At 64.9% G+C, this 17,707-nt stretch carries 16 protein-coding genes; 5 read left to right on the top strand and 11 right to left on the bottom strand.

Annotation, left to right across the window (positions count from 1 at the left end; genetic code table 11):
• Positions 1–42: 42 nt before the first annotated feature.
• The 3 genes from ACWCIA_RS20745 to ACWCIA_RS20755 all read right to left on the bottom strand — a co-directional run bounded on the left by ACWCIA_RS20745 (position 43) and on the right by ACWCIA_RS20755 (position 2,910).
• Entirely contained in the window at positions 43–507 is a 465-nt protein-coding gene (locus tag ACWCIA_RS20745) for a DUF494 family protein (RefSeq protein ID WP_379747256.1), read from the bottom strand.
• Positions 508–683: 176 nt separating this feature from the next.
• A complete protein-coding gene (dprA, locus tag ACWCIA_RS20750) occupies positions 684–1,811 on the bottom strand; it encodes a DNA-processing protein DprA (protein ID WP_454166390.1) in 1,128 nt (375 codons plus the stop codon).
• Between the two features lie 7 nt (positions 1,812–1,818).
• The gene (locus ACWCIA_RS20755; protein WP_454166392.1) at positions 1,819–2,910 is read right to left on the bottom strand and encodes a LysM peptidoglycan-binding domain-containing protein; all 1,092 of its coding nucleotides are present in this window, start codon (positions 2,908–2,910) and stop codon (positions 1,819–1,821) included.
• 291 nt (positions 2,911–3,201) lie between these two features.
• Between ACWCIA_RS20755 and def the strand changes: the two genes are divergently transcribed.
• Both def and fmt read left to right on the top strand, forming a co-directional pair.
• Positions 3,202–3,744, top strand: coding sequence for a peptide deformylase (gene def / locus ACWCIA_RS20760; protein ID WP_454166394.1), 543 nt, complete (start codon positions 3,202–3,204; stop codon positions 3,742–3,744).
• A gap of 10 nt (positions 3,745–3,754) precedes the next feature.
• Entirely contained in the window at positions 3,755–4,702 is a 948-nt protein-coding gene (gene fmt / locus ACWCIA_RS20765) for a methionyl-tRNA formyltransferase (protein ID WP_454166396.1), read from the top strand.
• A 185-nt stretch (positions 4,703–4,887) separates the two neighbouring features.
• On the opposite strand, the gene ACWCIA_RS20770 is transcribed toward fmt, so the two are convergent.
• Positions 4,888–5,118 (bottom strand): BrnA antitoxin family protein, encoded by a 231-nt coding sequence (locus ACWCIA_RS20770; RefSeq protein WP_454166397.1) that lies wholly within the window; start codon positions 5,116–5,118, stop codon positions 4,888–4,890.
• Between the two features lie 263 nt (positions 5,119–5,381).
• On the opposite strand from ACWCIA_RS20770, the gene metH reads away from it, so the two are divergent.
• The 3 genes from metH to ACWCIA_RS20785 all read left to right on the top strand — a co-directional run bounded on the left by metH (position 5,382) and on the right by ACWCIA_RS20785 (position 10,814).
• On the top strand, positions 5,382–9,161 hold the full coding sequence (gene metH / locus ACWCIA_RS20775; RefSeq protein ID WP_454166398.1) for a methionine synthase: 3,780 nt from the start codon (positions 5,382–5,384) through the stop codon (positions 9,159–9,161).
• Positions 9,162–9,374: 213 nt separating this feature from the next.
• The gene (locus ACWCIA_RS20780) at positions 9,375–10,385 is read left to right on the top strand and encodes a hypothetical protein (RefSeq protein WP_454166400.1); all 1,011 of its coding nucleotides are present in this window, start codon (positions 9,375–9,377) and stop codon (positions 10,383–10,385) included.
• A gap of 60 nt (positions 10,386–10,445) precedes the next feature.
• Complete coding sequence (locus ACWCIA_RS20785) at positions 10,446–10,814, top strand: SPW repeat protein (RefSeq protein ID WP_454166402.1); 369 nt, start codon at positions 10,446–10,448, stop codon at positions 10,812–10,814.
• A 26-nt stretch (positions 10,815–10,840) separates the two neighbouring features.
• On the opposite strand, the gene ACWCIA_RS20790 is transcribed toward ACWCIA_RS20785, so the two are convergent.
• From ACWCIA_RS20790 to ACWCIA_RS20820, 7 genes are all read right to left on the bottom strand, one after another.
• On the bottom strand, positions 10,841–12,118 hold the full coding sequence (locus ACWCIA_RS20790; RefSeq protein WP_454166404.1) for an EAL and HDOD domain-containing protein: 1,278 nt from the start codon (positions 12,116–12,118) through the stop codon (positions 10,841–10,843).
• 103 nt (positions 12,119–12,221) lie between these two features.
• Positions 12,222–12,992: a class II glutamine amidotransferase gene (locus tag ACWCIA_RS20795; protein WP_454166405.1), complete on the bottom strand. Its 771-nt coding sequence runs from the start codon at positions 12,990–12,992 to the stop codon at positions 12,222–12,224.
• A 202-nt stretch (positions 12,993–13,194) separates the two neighbouring features.
• A complete protein-coding gene (locus ACWCIA_RS20800) occupies positions 13,195–13,452 on the bottom strand; it encodes a BTH_I0359 family protein (RefSeq protein WP_027865841.1) in 258 nt (85 codons plus the stop codon).
• A 96-nt stretch (positions 13,453–13,548) separates the two neighbouring features.
• Positions 13,549–14,016: a GTPase gene (locus tag ACWCIA_RS20805; protein ID WP_454166407.1), complete on the bottom strand. Its 468-nt coding sequence runs from the start codon at positions 14,014–14,016 to the stop codon at positions 13,549–13,551.
• Between the two features lie 4 nt (positions 14,017–14,020).
• The gene (locus tag ACWCIA_RS20810) at positions 14,021–14,743 is read right to left on the bottom strand and encodes a response regulator (RefSeq protein ID WP_454166409.1); all 723 of its coding nucleotides are present in this window, start codon (positions 14,741–14,743) and stop codon (positions 14,021–14,023) included.
• A 74-nt stretch (positions 14,744–14,817) separates the two neighbouring features.
• Positions 14,818–17,109 (bottom strand): ATP-binding protein, encoded by a 2,292-nt coding sequence (locus ACWCIA_RS20815; protein ID WP_454166410.1) that lies wholly within the window; start codon positions 17,107–17,109, stop codon positions 14,818–14,820.
• A 3-nt stretch (positions 17,110–17,112) separates the two neighbouring features.
• Positions 17,113–17,676, bottom strand: a complete 564-nt coding sequence (locus tag ACWCIA_RS20820; RefSeq protein ID WP_454166412.1) for a DUF4390 domain-containing protein — start codon at positions 17,674–17,676, stop codon at positions 17,113–17,115.
• Positions 17,677–17,707: the final 31 nt, after the last annotated feature.

The following is a 17,707-nucleotide window of genomic DNA, read 5'->3' on the forward strand; positions in this document are numbered from 1 at the left end:
CGCAATTGCGGCAGGTTGTCGAAGCGAGGTTCGTCCTTGATCTCAGTGCAGGCAGCGGGGAATCTGCTCGTCGTCCGACCCGAACAGGTCGTCGAAGATGAGCGCATCCGGCTCCTTGTTCTGGCTCCACATCAGCATGAGGATGATGATCTTCAGCTTGCTGAGGGTCACAGGCGACTCGTCGACCGCGAGCGCACGTTCGATGACGATTTCACGCTGCACCGGCGTGAGCAGCTTGGCGCTTTCCAGGAACTGGATGAAACCGATCGCGGCGCTACCGAGCTCGTTGTATTCCTCGTCCACGTAATAACGGGTGCCGGTGGAGGCCGTCACGTCGGCCAGCTCTTCGCCGGCCATTTCGGTGAGGCCCGTCAGCCAATCGATCGCCTCGCAGATCTCGAAGTCGTCGAAGCCGACGGCGGAGAGCTTGCGTGCCAGTGCTGCCGGCTCGGGGCAGGCTTCGGGACGATAGTACGTCTCGTAGAGGTAGACCAGGATGTCGAACATAGTGACGCTACTGTAGCAGCTAAGCTCGCACTGGTACAAGCTTGCTGCGCGCGTGCGCATCCGGCGAACGGATTTCGTCGTTTTTCGGCCTTATCGGTTCATATAGGCTGGTAAGTAATTATCGATGTGACGTGCTTTTTTCAAGGCCTGCCCGATATGCATCGCGCATCGCTCCATCAAGCAATCACGCGCTGTACTTTGCCGCCCGGAAGTCTCTCGATCATCCCCGCCATTTCCAGCGCCAGCAAGCCCATGCTCAGCTGGCCGACGCTCATGTTGGTCTGTGCCAGCAGGGCGTCGACCTCGAGCGCATCGTGCCCGAGCTGGGCCAGCAGTCCGGTGCAGTCGGTTTCGGTGGGCACGGCCGCCGTCGTGGGCGCGGGCAGCGCGGCCAGCGGCGAGATGCGCATCGCTTCGAGTACCTCGTCCACGGTTTCGACCAGGCGCGCGCCGTCGCGGATGAGCTTGTGGCAACCCTTGGCCAGCGGCGCGTGGATGGAACCGGGCAAGGCGAACACTTCCCTCCCCTGTTCGCCGGCGACGCGCGCGGTGATCAGGGACCCCGACTGCGCCGCCGCCTCGACCACCAGCACGCCGCTCGCCAGGCCGCTGATGATCCGGTTGCGGCGCGGGAAGTTGCCGGCGTTGGGCGGCGTACCCAGCGGGTATTCGCTGACGATGGCGCCCTCGACGGCGATGCGTTCGGACAGCGCCCGGTTGCGCGCCGGATAGGACAGGTCGGCACCGGTGCCGACCACGGCAATGGTGGAACCCGGGCCGCGCAGCGCGCCTTCGTGGGCGGCGGCATCGATCCCGAGCGCGAGGCCGGAGACCACGCACACGCCCTGGCTTGAGAGCGCCTGCGCGAAGGCGGCCGCATTCGCCTTGCCCTGCGCGGTGGCGTTGCGGCTGCCAACGATGGCGAGGCCGGGATGCGCCAGCAGGTCGATGCGCCCTTTTATATAGAGCAGCAGCGGCGGATCGGTAATGTTGGCCAGCGCTTCGGGATAAGCGGGGTCGCCCAGCGCCAGCAGGTGCTGCGAAGGAATACTGGTCCAGGCCAGCGTGGCCTCGGCCTGCGCCCGGATCTCGGCGGAGGGCGGCGCGCACAGGCTGCGCGCGATGGCCGGCCTGACGTGGGCGGCGAGCGCCGCGTAGCCGGCCTGGAAGATGGCGCGCGGCGAGCCGAAGGCGGCCAGCAGCGCCTGAGCGCTACGCGGCCCTACCCCGCTTGCGCTTTCCAGGCGCAGCCAGTCGGTGAGCTCGTCGATGCGTCTGGTGGGGATAGGGTCCGTGTCCTGCACGGTGAAATTACTCCGGTGATTTCGCCACGTCGCCGACTTGCACCGGCGCCGTCACTTGCATGATCAGGCCGTAGGAAACACGCCCGAACACTCGGAAGATGAACAGGCTGCCATACTGCTCATCGGGAAGTTTCATCTTTGCGCGGCCAAAGCCGAGGAAGCCCTTCGCTTCCGGATCGACCACCGTCTTCCCGAGATGATAGAGCTGCAAAACGGAGCCGACATCGAGCCCGTCAATCGAACCACGGTTGACAGTGACGACCTGGCTCTGGCCGGCGTAGCTCACGCCCGAGTAGATCGACATCACGCGCGCATCGATGGCGGTCTCCGGCGCATGCGGCACGTAGTTGCGCACGGCGGCCGGCGGGGTCGGCATCAGGCGGTCGCCCACGCCCATCTCGCGCACCGAGCTCGAGACGGTAAAGGTGTGCACGTCGACGCCGGGCGCGGCGGCCTTGGCCAGCTTGACGGTGCCGAGGTAGCTGGCTTCATGGGCCAGCACGGCGCCGGTCTGCGGATCCCTCAATGGACCGCCCGGGCGGAACACCTGGAACTCGGTCGCGCCCTGCAGGTCGCCGCGCACATACACGCGGTCGCCGTTGCCCAGGTACAAATGGCCCTCTTCCGAGGCGGCGATGCGCGGCGCGCCGGCCAGCGCGTCCTTCTCGATCACGAGCGGCTGGGTCAGATAGGGTTCGATGACGCCGGCGGGAATCGCATCGATCGCCTGGCGGCCCAGCGCTTCGCTGCGCACCTGCGGCGACAGGCGAAGTAATGGAGCGTCGCCGGCGCCATCGCCACCCGGACGGTTCAGGGACAGGCGGCCGCGCGCGCGGTCGAAGTAGACGATCTGGCCCGGATAGATCCAGTGCGGGTTGCGGATCTCGGCACGGTTCAGGCCCCAGACTTGCGGCCAGCACCACGGATGCTGGAGGAAGGTACCGGAAATGTCCCACAGGGTATCGCCCTTGACAACCACATGCTGGTCCGGGGCATTCGGCTTGAAGCTGCATTCGGCAGCCTGGACGGGGCCGGCCACGACACACGCGACGAGGGCTGCGGCAGCAGCGCGGGTCACGACTGTGCTAAAATTTTTCATTGAAGACGTCCGTAAAGTGCGGCATTGACAACGGAATTGCGGGCTGCGCTCATCACCTCGGCCAGCCGCGGCGCAAGAGACAGCACGGGTTGAAGCTTTGATCTGAAGCTCCCTTACCGCACCAGCGGATCAAAAGGTTGCCCAACTGAATCAAATTCTGCACACAAATCCTTGAACTAGCAAGACAAACCGCGTCCTGCTGACGGGGCAATGTGTTGCATTCCTGCTCGCGCCAAGGTCATGTTTGTGCTTGCGACAATACTTATATCAATCTATTACTGAACACCCGATATGGCCCTCCTGAAGATCCTGCGCTACCCCGATCCACGCCTGCACAAGGTTGCCCAGCCGGTCACCGAATTCGGCGAGCGACTCGCCAAGCTGGTCGCGGACATGGCCGAGACCATGTACGACGCACCCGGCGTCGGCCTGGCCGCCACCCAGGTGGACGTGCACGAGCGCGTGGTCGTGATCGACACCAGCGAGACGCATGACGAGCTGCTGGTCTTCGTCAATCCCGAGATCACCTGGGCCAGCGACGAAAAACAGGTCTACGACGAAGGCTGCCTGTCGGTGCCGGGCATCTACGACGGCGTCGAGCGTCCGGCACGCGTGAAAGTGCGCGCGCAAAACGCCAAGGGCGAGTTCTTCGAACTCGACTGCGAAGGCCTGCTGGCCGTGTGCATCCAGCACGAGATGGACCACCTGATGGGCAAGGTTTTCGTCGAATACCTGTCGCCCCTGAAACGCAACCGCATCAAGGCCAAGCTGCAGAAGGAAGAGCGCGGCATGGAACGCGAAGCGGCCCTGAAAGCTGCCGGCCGTCGCTACTGAGGCGGCGCGCATGAAAGTCGTTTTCGCCGGCACGCCGGAGTTTGCCGCTGTCGCCCTGCGCGCCCTCATCGGCGCCGGGTTCGAGATCCCGCTGGTACTGACCCAGCCCGACCGTCCGGCCGGGCGCGGCATGCAATTGCAGGCTTCCAGCGTGAAGCAGGTGGCGCTCGAGCACGGCATCGAGGTGCTGCAGCCGCTGTCGCTGCGCACCGACAGCAAGGACGCGCAGCGCGCCGCCGAGGCCCAGGCGGCCCTTGAGCGGCTGCAAGCACTGGACTACGACGTGATGGTGGTGGCGGCCTATGGCCTGATCCTGCCGCGCAGCACGCTCGACATCGCACCCTGCATCAATATCCATGGTTCCCTGCTGCCGCGCTGGCGCGGCGCCGCGCCGATCCATCGCGCGATCGAAAGCGGAGACGTCGACACCGGGGTCACCATCATGGGCATGGAAGAAGGCCTGGACACCGGCCCGATGATGCTGATGGAACGCGTCCCGATTGAAGACGCGGATACCACCGGCAGCCTGCACGACAAGCTGGCCGCGCTGGGCGCCACGATGATCGTCGACGCCCTGCACCGCATGGAAGGGGGCGACCTGCCCGCCACGCCACAGCCCGAGGAAGGCGTGACCTACGCGGCCAAGATCAGCAAGGACGAGGCGAAGCTCGACTTCGCCCTGCCCGCCATTGAACTGTGGCGCAAGGTGCGCGCCTTCAATCCCTTCCCCGGTGCGCAAGGCACGGTGAACGGGACGGCGGTCAAGATCTGGCAGGCCGAACTGGCCGAGGGCCAGGGCACTCCTGGCCAGGTGCTGGCGGCCGATGCGGCGGGGATTGTCGTGGCTTGCGGCACGGGCGCCCTGCGCCTGCAGCAGTTGCAAAAGCCTGGTGGCAAGCGTTTGGCGGCGGCGGAGTTTTTGAAGAGCTTTCCGCTGGCGGGGATGAGCTTCGAGTAAAGTAGGGTGGACGGGTCTCCCGTCCACGCGTTCAACTGCAAGAAGAATAAACGCGCAACTTTTATCCCGCACTGTTTGAACGCGTGGACTGGGAACCCGTCCACCCTACGGGGTCAAGGTGCAACGCTCTACACTGCCTAAATAAAAAAACGCGCCCGACGGGCGCGTATTCGTTTCAGGCTTGCTTACTCACCGAACGTCTCGGCGGCGCGATGCGCTGCCATATGTTCGCGCAGGACCTGGTTGATGCGGGTCTGGTAACCTGGACCGGCTGCCTTGAACCAATCCAGCATATCGACGTCGAGACGGATCGTCACGATCTGTTTTGCACCGGCCATCTGATGTTTCTGTGCTGCGTCCGGCACATGGCTGTGCAGTGCAGGCTGGTCCCAATCGGGTTCGTACTCTTTGTTCATGCTATCCATCCTGTGTTGATTCCGTGCCATGTTTGTTCATGGCATGTGTTTATTGTCGTCGCTGTATGTATCCATAAGATTGCGAAAGCGGCGTGATTTGTAACGTCGTGTAACAATTAAATGCATAAACACATAACGATACAATCTGCCGCCAATGCGGGGGCTCGCCGGGCGCACTCCCTGCATTGACGTATAATTTCAGACCGCCCCAACCGTGCAGCGCCGCTTTGCCATGCGAGCGTGCACGCCTTTGAAAGCTACCGATGACTGCCCCGACCTCTTCCCTCTCCCCGATCGAAACCCAGCTGCGCGAGATCCTGTCGCGCCGCATCATGGTCCTCGATGGAGCGATGGGCACCATCATCCAGCAATACAAATTGGACGAGATCGCTTACCGGGGCGGCCCCGAAGGGCGCTTTGTCAGCTTTGCCGCGCCGGAAGGCAGCGGCACCCGTGAGCTTTTCGTGAAGGGCAACAATGAGTTGCTGACGCTGACCCAGCCGCAGGTGATCCAGGAGATCCACGAGCGCTACCTCGCCGCCGGCGCCGACCTCATCGAGACGAACACCTTCGGCGCCACCAGCGTCGCGCAGGACGATTACCACATGGGCCACCTGGCCTATGAAATGAACGTCGAGTCCGCCAAACTGGCGCGCGCCGCCTGCGACAAGTACAGCACGCCGGACAAGCCGCGCTTCGTGGCCGGCGCCCTCGGGCCGACGCCGAAGACCGCCTCGATCTCGCCGGACGTCAACGACCCGGCCGCGCGCAACATCACCTTCGACCAGCTGGTCGCCAGCTACCACGAACAGGTCAGCGGCCTGGTCGACGGCGGCGTCGACGTGCTGCTGGTCGAAACCATCTTCGACACCCTGAACTGCAAGGCGGCCCTGTTCGCGATCGACCAGTATTTCGACGCGCATCCGGAAACGACCCGCAAGCCGATCATGATCTCCGGCACCGTGACCGACGCTTCGGGCCGCATCCTGTCGGGCCAGACCGTCGCCGCCTTCTGGAATTCGGTGCGCCACGCGAAGCCCCTCACCATCGGCCTGAACTGCGCACTGGGCGCCGCCCTGATGCGCCCCTACGCCGAAGAGCTGTCGCAGATCGCCGATACCTTTGTCTGCATCTACCCGAACGCCGGCCTGCCCAACCCGATGAGCGACACCGGCTTCGACGAACTGCCGGCCGACACCTCCGCCCTGCTGCGCGAATTCGCCGACGCCGGCTTCGTGAACATCGCCGGCGGCTGCTGCGGCACCACGCCCGAGCACATCAAGGCGATCGCCGACCTGCTCTCGACCGCCACCCCGCGCGCCGTGCCGGAAGTGCCGGTCGCCCTGCGCCTGTCGGGCCTGGAGCCGTTCACGGTCGACGAGACCTCGCTGTTCGTGAACGTCGGCGAGCGCACCAACGTCACCGGTTCGAAAGCCTTTGCGCGCATGATCCTGAACGAGCAGTTCGACGAGGCGCTGTCGGTCGCGCGCCAGCAGGTCGAGAACGGCGCCCAGGTCATCGACATCAACATGGACGAGGCGATGCTCGACTCGCAGGCGGCCATGACGCGCTTCCTGAACCTGATCGCCTCCGAGCCCGACATCTCGCGCGTGCCGATCATGATCGACTCCTCCAAATGGAGCGTGATCGAGGCCGGCCTGAAATGCGTGCAGGGCAAGGCCATCGTCAATTCGATCTCGCTGAAGGAAGGCGAAGAGGAATTCCTGCGCCAGGCTGGCTTGTGCCGCCGCTACGGCGCCGCCGTGATCGTGATGGCCTTCGACGAGCAGGGCCAGGCCGACACCTTCGAGCGCAAGACCGAGATCTGCAAGCGCGCCTACGACACCCTGGTGCAAAAGGTGGGCTTCCCGCCGGAAGACATCATCTTCGACCCGAACATCTTCGCGATTGCTACCGGCATCGAAGAGCACAACAACTACGCGGTCGACTTCATCAACGCCACGCACTGGATCCGCCAGAACCTGCCGCACGCAAAAGTCTCGGGCGGCGTCTCGAACGTCTCGTTCAGCTTCCGCGGCAACGACCCGGCGCGCGAAGCCATCCACACGGTCTTCCTGTACCACGCGATCCAGGCCGGCATGACGATGGGTATCGTCAACGCGGGCATGGTCGGCGTCTACGACGACCTGCCGGCCGAGCTGCGCGAGCGCGTCGAGGACGTGGTGCTGAACCGCCGCGAAGACGCGACCGAACGCATGATCGAATTCGCCGGCAGCCTGAAGGCAGGCGGCGGCAAGCAGGAGCAGAACCTGGAATGGCGCAACGCGCCGGTCGAAAAGCGCCTGGCGCACGCGCTGGTGCACGGCATCACGCAGTGGATCGTCGAGGACACCGAGGAAGCGCGCCTGGGCGTGCTGAATGCGGGCGGGCGCCCGATCAACGTCATCGAAGGCCCGCTGATGGCCGGCATGGACATCGTCGGCGACCTCTTCGGCCAGGGCAAGATGTTCCTGCCGCAGGTGGTGAAATCGGCGCGCGTCATGAAGCAGGCGGTGGCCCACCTGATCCCCTTCATCGAAGAGGAAAAGGCGCGGGAGGAAGAGCGTACGGGCGTCGTCGCCAAGCCGAAGGGCAAGATCGTGATCGCCACCGTGAAGGGCGACGTGCACGACATCGGCAAGAACATCGTCTCGGTGGTCCTGCAGTGTAATAACTTCGAGATCGTGAACATGGGCGTGATGGTGCCCTGCTCCGACATCCTGGCCAAGGCCAAGGCCGAGAATGCGGACATCGTCGGCCTGTCGGGCCTGATCACGCCTTCGCTGGAAGAGATGGCGCACGTGGCGAAAGAGATGCAGCGCGACCCGTGGTTCCGCGAGCGCGGCATCCCGCTCCTGATCGGCGGCGCCACCACCAGCCGCGCCCACACGGCCGTGAAAATCGCGCCGCACTACGACGGCCCGGTGGTCTACGTGCCGGACGCCTCGCGTTCGGTGTCGGTCGGCCAGTCGCTGCTCACCGGCGAGTCGCGCGAGCAGTACATGGCCGAGATCAAGGCGGACTACGAGCGCATCCGCGAGCAGCACGCCAACAAGAAGGCGCTGCCGATGCTGCCCCTGAGCGACGCGCGCGCCAACAAGGCCAGGCTGGAGTATGCGCCGGTCAAGCCGAAGTTCATCGGCCGCCGCGTATTCAAGAACGTCGACCTCGCCACCCTGGCGCGCTACATCGACTGGGGCCCCTTCTTCCAGACCTGGGACCTGGCCGGTCCCTTCCCGGCCATCCTGACCGACGAAATCGTGGGCGAGGCGGCCTCGAAGGTGTTCGAGGAAGGCCAGGCCCTGCTCAAGAAGATCATCGAAGGCCGCTGGCTGACGGCGAACGGCGCGATTGCCCTGCTGCCGGCCAACAGCGTGAACGACGACGACATCGAGATCTATACCGACGAAACCCGCGAGAAGGTCGCCTTCACCTGGCATGGCCTGCGCCAGCAGGGCGTGAAGCCGGTGGTCGACGGCGTGCAGCGCCCGAACCAGTGCCTGTCCGATTTCATCGCCCCGAAGGAATCGGGCGTGGCGGACTACATCGGCATGTTCGCGGTCACCGCGGGCCTGGGCATCGAGAAGTACGAACAGCGCTTCGAAGAGGCGAACGACGATTACTCGTCGATCATGCTCAAGGCCCTGGCCGACCGCCTGGCCGAAGCCTTTGCCGAATACCTGCACGAGCGCGTGCGCACCGACCTGTGGGGCTACGCGGCGAACGAAGACCTGGACAACGCCCAGCTCATCGCCGAGCAATACGCCGGCATCCGCCCGGCGCCGGGCTACCCGGCCTGCCCCGAGCATACGGTAAAGGCGGAGCTGTTCGAGACCCTGCAGGCCGAGGAAATCGGCATGCAGCTGACCGAGTCGTATGCCATGTATCCGGGCGCGGCGGTGTCGGGCTTCTATCTCGCCCATCCGGAATCAAAGTATTTCGTGGTCGGCAAGATCGGCGACGACCAGGTAACGGACATGGCCAACCGCCGCGGCATGGACAAGGCCGAGGTGGAACGCCACCTGGCGCCGAACCTGTCGTAAGCGTAAGAGCATGCTAATGTCCGCCCGGCCCGGCCTCCCCGTTGCCGGGCTTTTTACGATTAGCCAGCGTTGCAACAAGGACACATATGTAGAAATAAAGCAATGTGCTCGTTACTACACTGCGATCTGGTGCGAGAATGAGCGGCTGATTAATATGAATATCGCATAAGTCGCACGGGTTGTGGATGCCGTGCTACCTTACGCGCCTAATCCATGGACAACTCCGTCAGCCTCCATTTTTCGGCAGCCAAGGTCATCGCCATTTTCACGGTTGTGACGAGCCACTGGTTCGTCGATGTGCCCCTGTGGCCAGCGGCGACCGTCGCGCTCTTCCTGTTCGGCTTTTCCTCCTCCTTCTTCACCGGGCGCATCTACGGCGAAAGTGTGGACATCCGCGCCTTCTGGAAGAAGAAGCTGCAGCGCCTGGGCGTGCGCTACTGGTTCATCCTGGCCGTGCTGGCCCTGCTCCTGGTGGCACAAGGCCGCGACATCCTCCATTGGCATACCCTGGTGCACGTGGCCGGCATGTCGGGCATCCTCAACCTGCTCGGTCCTAGCGGAAGCGCGCTCGGGAACGGACTCTGGTTCTTCACGCTGCTGCTCTTCTTCTACGCGCTGTACCCGATATTGGCGCCGATGCTGGTGGCGTCGAAACGCACCACGGCCGCGCTTGCGATGGTCTTCGCCGGCATGCTGCTGCTGAACGAATTTGTCCGGATCAGCTTTGCGCTGTGGGTGACCATGCTGGGCTTCGTCCTCGGGATCCATGCCGGCGTGAACCAGCTGACGTTGCACACTCGCTCGGTAAATGCGGTGCTGCTGGCCGCGCCGTTGCTGCTCGTCGCGGCGCGCTTCAGCCCCGGCCTGGATGTGTTGAACATGCCCCTGCTGGTTGTCTTCGCGCTGGCGCTGTCGCTGCGCCTGACCATCCCCGGCAAGCCGCTGGTGGCCCTGCGCCTCCTGATACCGCTGGAAGCCTGCCTGCTGGAGATCTACCTGATCCACAATTACCTGTTCGTGCGCCCGACCGGTGTGTCGCTGGCTGATTTCGCGATCAGCCTGGCATTGATCGTCCCTTGTGCGATGCTGCTCAACGCCGCGGGCAACCGCCTGGTCGGATGGATCTTTGCGCGCAAGCCGGCGCACCCGGCCGAGGGGTCCGCCGCCGCATCGTGCACCGCGACCGGCAGGGAGGAAGGCAAGGTGCTGGCCACCACTTCCTGAACCAAGCCTTGGCGCGCCTGTCCAAGTTCCTGGGGCTGCCCGCACGAGGAGGGACACATCATGGCAAGGCATCTATCGTCCAAACGCTGGCAGGACGGGGCGATCCTGCTGCTGGGCATCTGGCTCTTCGTGTCGCCCTGGGCGCTGGGCTACCCGAACGACTCGCCGCCGGCGCTCAACGCCTTCATCGCCGGCACCATCATCGCGGTCCTCGCCGTGTTCGACCTGTATAAAACCTATGTATGGGCGGTGCTCGTGAATATCGTCCTCGGCGCCTGGGTGGCGGCCTCGCCCTGGCTGGTGGACGTGGTCGCGGACCGCGCGATGAGCACCAGCATGCTCGTGGTCGGCATCGCGACCATCGTGTTCGCACTGTGGGAGCTGCGCTCGGACCCCGACCTGCACCAGCAATGGGCGGGTTTGGCCTGAGCGCCTTCACGCGCCTGGCTTACGATTTATAGCGCGTAGCGCACCACCTTGTCGCTCCACTCGAAGGCGGCCATTTCGAGTTCCACCAGGTCGTCGCCGCTGTCGGCCAGTTCGTGCAGGGCCGGCAGCATCGCGCTGGCGCCGTCTTCCATCTGCTCGATCGACTCGGCCAGGCGCAGCAGTTCGCCGAAGAAGCCGGTGCGGTGCAGCAGCGCATTGCTCACTTCTTCGCCCACCGGGATCTGCTCGACCAGGTCGGCCATCGGCACGCAGAAGAGCGTGTCCATCAGCGACATGATGCCGACCGTGAAGGCGATGTCCGCGACGCGCGGCTGGGCCGGACGCAGGCGCCCGGCCAGGATCTCCAGCAGGCGCGCACGGGTGCTGGCCAGCATCAGCAGCGGCGAGTTCGCATGACCGCGCGTCCCGGGTTCCGCGTACAGCATGATCTGCAGCCAGCGCTGCAACTGGCGCCGGCCGAGGATGATCAGGGCCTGGCTGAGCGAGTCGATGCGCTGGCGCAGGCCGGCCGCCGGGGTGTTCACGATGCGCAGCAGGTTGATCGACAGGGTCACGTCGCGCTTGATGGCGCGCTCGACCTCGATGTTGTCGGCGTCCGAGGTCACCAGGTTCATCAGCTCGACCACCGCCAGTTGCGAGGGCGACAGCTTGCGTCCGGCGATCACCGAGGGCCGCGCAAAATAAAAGCCCTGGAAATAATCGAAGCCGAGGTCGAGGCAGGTCTTGTATTCGGACTGGCTTTCGACCTTTTCGGCGATCAGGAGCTTCCCGGTGCCGCGCAAGCGGGGCACCAAACCTAACAGGGTCACCACCGGCATCGTGCGCAGGTCGACCTTGACGAAGTCGAGCAGCGGCAGCAGGCGCCCGAGGCGGCTGCCGTGGGCCCCTGCCTCCGCGGCGAAGCGGAAGCCGTGACCGCTCAGCTCGGCCAGGCGCCACATCACCTGCTCGCTGGCCTCGACCGAGCCGACCAGTTCGATCACGGTGCGCTCGCGCGGCAGGAAGGAGAAGATATCGCTCATCAACACCTCGGTGTCGACGTTGACGAAGGCGGTCGCGTCGCCGATCGCGCGCGGCAGGCCCAGCTGGGCCGCGTGGGCCAGCACGTCGGCCGTGGCGGCCAGGCCGGAGTCGATCTCGGCCGCGTTGGCAGGCGTGTTACGGAACAGCAGTTCGTAGCCGAACAGTGCCTGGTTGCGGTCGAGCAGCGGCTGACGCGCCAGGTAGAAATTGCGCAGTTGCAGAGGCTGGGATGCCTGGTCGAGGCTGGCGGTATCGGTCATCGCGGTCCCTAGTCACAGTGGAGCCGCCCACTCTACCCCATTCCCGGCAATTAGTGGCTTGCTGGCATCATTTTGAAACAAAAAAGATGCCGGGAAGTTACGGCTACTGTGAAACCGGGCTGCCGTCGACGAACAGCATCAACTGGCCGGGTGCAAACTGGGTCCAAGTTTCGTTGGTCGTCAGCGGTTCGGTAACGATGATGGCGACCCGGTCGTTCGGCGTGGTGACCTGCGAAAAATCGACCGACAGGTCTTCGTCGGACAGGCAGGCGGCCGTGAACGGGTATTGCCGCACCACATAGCAGAGCTTGGTGGAGCAATGCGCGAACAGGGCCGTGCCGTCCGACAGCATCATGTTGAAGGTGCCGTAGCTTGAAATCTCCTGCACCAGTTCGTCCAGGGCTGCGCGCAGCGCCGGCAGGCCGGGCGGCGTGTCGCCGAAGCGGCGCCGCAATTCCTGCAGCAGGAAGCAAAAGGCCGTTTCGCTGTCGGTGTTGCCGACCGGGCGGAAGGCGCCATCGAGCTGGGGACGGAATTCCTTCAAATCGCCGTTGTGGGCGAACACCCAGTAGCGGCCCCACAGTTCGCGCACGAAGGGATGGCAGTTCTCGAGCGCCACCTGGCCCTGGGTCGCCTTGCGGATGTGGGCGATGACGTTGGTGGACTTGATCGGGTAACGCTTGATCAGTTCGGCGATCGGCGAGACGATCGCGGCCTGGTGGTCGACGAAGTGGCGCACGCCGGCGCCCTCGAAGAAGGCGATGCCCCAGCCGTCGTGGTGGGTATCGGTACGGCCGCCGCGGTGGGCGAAACCGGTAAAGGAAAACACAATGTCGGTCGGGACATTGCAGTTCATGGCAAGAAGTTGGCACATGGCGCGCAGCTTACCATGCCGATCGGATGGAACGCAGCCGCGAGAGGAAGGGAGATGGATGCAGGGGTAAAGCGAAGATGCGGTAATGCGGTAAAGCGGGTGAGGCGCAGGGCGGACGCGGCACCGGCCTATGCTGGTGCCTGCATCCCGTTGTCGTCCCTGGCGCTCGTGAGCGTGATCCTCCAGCCTGACTGGGGTGGGCTTAGTGCAGCACCACCGGCTGGCTCATCAGCGTGTCGTAGGAGCCGAGGAAATCGTCGATTTCTTCCATGGTCGGCTCGCTCGCAATGAGGTTGTTGACGTCGCGACGGAACGATTGTGCCAGTTTGCCGCCGATGAATGCTTCGCGACGGCCGGCCTTGTCGACGATCTCGTAACCGCCGAAGCGCAGGGCTTCGAGGTCGCGATCGACGCCAAATTCGACCACGCTGTACTGCTCGCTGTTGTAGATCATGTTCATGATGACTCCTTCTCTTGATCAAGTGTCGGGACAGCCGCGCGGCGGCGGGCGACTGGCTTCGACTTCAGTGAAGAGGTGGGGCTCGCCGGACCGATTTCAAGTACCGAGGTCGGGCGTAAGAGCCAACAGCTGATCGTATGGCGCACTGCTTAACCATGATCGCAACTGATCCAGATGCGCCGTGTCGGCAACGCCGATGAACAGGCGTGTGGGCCGCTGGCGCAGCAGACGATTCAATGTAACACGCATCACCAGATTTCCCGCGCAGCACAGGCAACCCGGTGCGATGCGCGAGATCATGAGATTTGCGGAATTTTCCAGTGCAACATGGCCATCGGGAAGGCCTTCGAGGATGACGGCAACCGGCCCGCTACGGGGCGTAGCAGGGGAAACCTGGCTTGCGATTGCGCCTGCGATGGCGGTTTCGCGCGCGCCTGCGCGAGCGCCGGTCACGAGCGTCGTAGGAATCGGATGACGCAAAGAAGAGCCGGATGAGAAAGATGTAGAAGAGCCGGGAGTGGCGAGTTCCCCGTCCGCCTGCGAGCGGGGAACCTGCCCGTTCATGGTGTTATCCGCCGCGCTTGCCGAGCTTGCCCGGTTCGACGCCGAGTTGCTTGAGCTTGCGGTACAGGTGGGTGCGCTCGAGGCCCGTCTTTTCGGCCACGCGCGTCATGCTGCCGCCTTCGCGGCCCAGGTGGTGTTCGAAGTACATGCGCTCGAAGGCGTCGCGCGCCTCGCGCAGCGGCAGGTCGAACGAGAGGGTGTAGCCCTGGGTCTCGCCATGGCCGACCACGCCCACGCGCGCGCCGTTGAGCGGCGCCGGCATCGGCTGGGCCGCATACATCGGGCTCGAGACGGGCGCCGGTTCGACGTTCGGCGGCGGCATGCTTGGCCGCGGCGGCGGGCTCGGGGCGCGCGCCACTTCCTGCGCACGGGTCAGGCCCTGCTGCACGGCCTTCAGCAGCTTTTGCAGGGCGATCGGCTTTTCGAGGAAGTTCAGGGCGCCGATGCGGGTCGCCTCGACGGCGGTATCGATGGTGGCGTGGCCCGACATCATGATGACCGGCATGGTCAGCATGCCGTCGCGCTGCCATTCCTTGAGCAGGGTGACGCCGTCGGTGTCGGGCATCCAGATATCGAGCAGGACCAGGTCGGGGGCGCCGGCCGCGCGCGCTTCGCGTGCCTGCTGCGCGTTTTCTGCCAGCGTGATTGCGTGGCCTTCGTCTCCCAAGATTTCCGAGAGCAGCTCGCGGATGCCCATTTCATCATCGACTACGAGTATGTTTGCCATCGTTGCCTTCCGTCTCCACCCGACTTAACAGTTGTGATTCACAGTGTGCTTTCAGCCGTGATTCTATGCCTGATTTACACTTCGGCCAAGTTCGCCTCTTGTGCTAACTTTAACAGCAAAATGAAGACTGATGCGCCACTTCCGTCCGGACGGTTCTGGACATCGATGCGTCCCCCGTGCTCGTCGACGATCTTTTTCACCATGGCCAGGCCCAGACCGGTGCCGCGCGCTTTCGAGGTGACGTAGGGTTCGAAGGCGCGCGCCAGGATTTTCGGTGCGAAGCCGGGACCGTTATCGAGGATCGCCAGGCGCACCGCCGTGCCGGCCCTGCCGTCGGCGCCCGTGTAGTGGATGATCTCGGTGGCGATGTCGATGCGCGGCGTCACCCCTTCCGCGCCGCGGTCGGCCAGCGCGTCCTGGGCGTTCTGCAGCAGGTTGTGGATCACCTGGCGCAGCTGGGTCGGGTCGCCCATCACCCGCGGCAAGGCGGGGTCGAGCGCGGCGTGGATGATGTCCGAGGCGTCCTCGGCCAGGTAGAGGCTGAGGATTTCCTCGATCAGGGCATTCAGGTCGAGCGGTTCGAGCACCGCCGGCGGCGTGCGCGCGTAGTCACGGAAGTCGTCGACCATGCGCTTCATGGCGTCGACCTGGTTGACGATGGTGCTCGTGGCGCGCGCCAGCAGGGCCGCGTCGCTTGCTTCGAGCCTTCCCTCGAGCTTCATCTGCAGCCGTTCGGCGGAGAGCTGGATCGGCGTCAGCGGGTTCTTGATCTCGTGCGCCAGGCGCCGGGCGACCTCGCCCCAGGCCACCGAGCGCTGGGCCGAGATCACGTCCGAGATATCGTCGAACACCACGATGAAGCCGCTGCCCACCCCCACCGGCAGGCGCGAGCCGCGCGCCAGCAGGGTCGTGTCGTGGTCGTCCGCGCCGGCGGCGCCGCTGCGGCGCGGGATCTCGATCTCGAGCTGCCAGTGGGTGCGCTGGCGCGAGGTGCCGGCGGCCGACTGCGCGCTTTGCGTCGAGAACGCGCGCGTGATCGCGTTGGCGAAGGTTTCCAGGCCCTCGATCTTCGGGAGCGGCCCGGTCAGGTGGCACTGCTCCATCTGCAGGATGCGGCAGGCGGCCTCGTTCGAGTTGACGACCGTGCCTTCGGCGTCGAGCACCAGCACGCCGGCCGACATATTGGCCAGCACCGATTCGAGGTGGGCCTTGGCGCTTTGCAGGGCCGCGCGGTTGCGTTCGACCGCGCTCCTGGCTTCGAACAGCTGGCCGGTCATGGCGTTGAACGATTGCGTCAGCGTGCCCAGTTCGTCGCTGGTCTCGACGATCGGGCGCGGCGACAGATCGCCTTCGGCCACCGCCTGCGTGCCCTCGGCCAGCACCAGCAACGGCTGCGCCAGGTTCCCCGCGATCAGGACCGCGCTGCCGATGGCGCCGAAGATAGCCAGCAGCAGCGTCAGGGTCAGGGTTTCGATGTACATGCGCTGCAGGCCCTCGCGCGCCCAGGAACGCTGCTGGTATTCGGAGAAGGCGCTGCGCAGCACCTCGGCATTCGAGGCGAGGTTGACCGGCACCGCCTGCATCAGCTGCAGGTAGCGCGGCGACGCCCCGGGCGGCTCGGGCACGGCGAGCACCACGCGCAGGCGCAGGCCGGTGACGGCGTCGAGCGCGTTCGACTGGCCGGCGGGCGCCTCGCGGAAGTCGAGTTCGATGCCTCCCTCGGCACGCGCATACCCGCCCGGCATGCCGGCCTGGCGCATCATCTGCTGGTTCGGCAGGTCGCCGGTGAGGTCGGCGCGGCGGTCTTCGCTGGCGCTGGCCATCAGCCTGCCGTTCGCGTCGAGCAGCATCGCGCTTTGCATGCCCTCGGTTTCGCTGACCAGCTGCGACAGCGCCATGCGGGTGCCGATGTCGTCCTGGCCGGAGAGCGTGGCCGCCACGGTCTGGCCGCGCGCGCTCAGTTCCGCGAGCGATTCGTCGAGCGCCGCGTGGCCGAGGTTCAGGCCCGACTGCAGGGCGGACTCGATCTTGACGTCGAACCAGGACTCGATCGAGTGCGACACGAACTGCACCGAGACCATGAAGATGACCAGCCCGGGCAGGATGCCGATGCCGGCGAACAGCAGCACCAGTCTCGCCATCAGGCGCGAGCCGAAGCGCCCTGCCTTGTAGCGCGAATACAGGCGCCCGAGGGCGACCAGCACCAGGATCAGCAGCAGGAACGCGATCGTCGCGTTCAGCCCCAGCAGCCAGGAGTAATAGCGGTCGAAGAAACCGGAGTTGTCGGAGGCTGCGGCGAGCAGGAACAGCAGGATCGAGACGACCGCCCCGCCGACTACCAGCGCGTAGCGCATGGCCTGGTTCACGCCTTACTCCGCACGGTAATTGAAGGTCTTCCGGTTCGAGGCAAGCTGCCAGTCCGAATTGTTGAAGGCGTTGACCTGGAGCGGCTTTTGCAGCAGCTCGCGGTTCATGTACATGCGCAGGGACACTTCATAGGTCTCGCCATGCTTGAGCGCCCCGCGCGGCGCGATCAGCCAGCGGCTTGGGCGCCGGATCTGGAACATCGCCTCGTCGAGGGTCTGGTAGGTCTGCTGCACGCTGCCCTGGACGGACACGTAGTACTGGCGCAGCAGGACGTCGTAGGAAATGCTGACGGTGCGCTTGGCGGCCACGGCGCGGTCGTCGCGCCAGTACCAGCGCGGGCGCACCAGTTCGATCTCGGTCGTGAAGTAGAGCTTGACCCCGTGCTGCAGGGCCTCCTCGAGGTCGCGGTTCAGGTCGAACGAATAGTTCGCAGCGAGGCGGTAGCCCTCCTCGGTGGCTTCGATTTTCGCCAGCGTGATGTCGATCCCGTCGGCCGCCTGCGCCGTTGCGCACGCGAAGACCAGCAGCAACTGGCAGGCGAGGAGGCGGAAAAATCGTAAAGTCACAGGTGGGCCGGAACCTAAATTAATGGAGCGT

The organism is Massilia sp. SYSU DXS3249 (assembly GCF_053668055.1).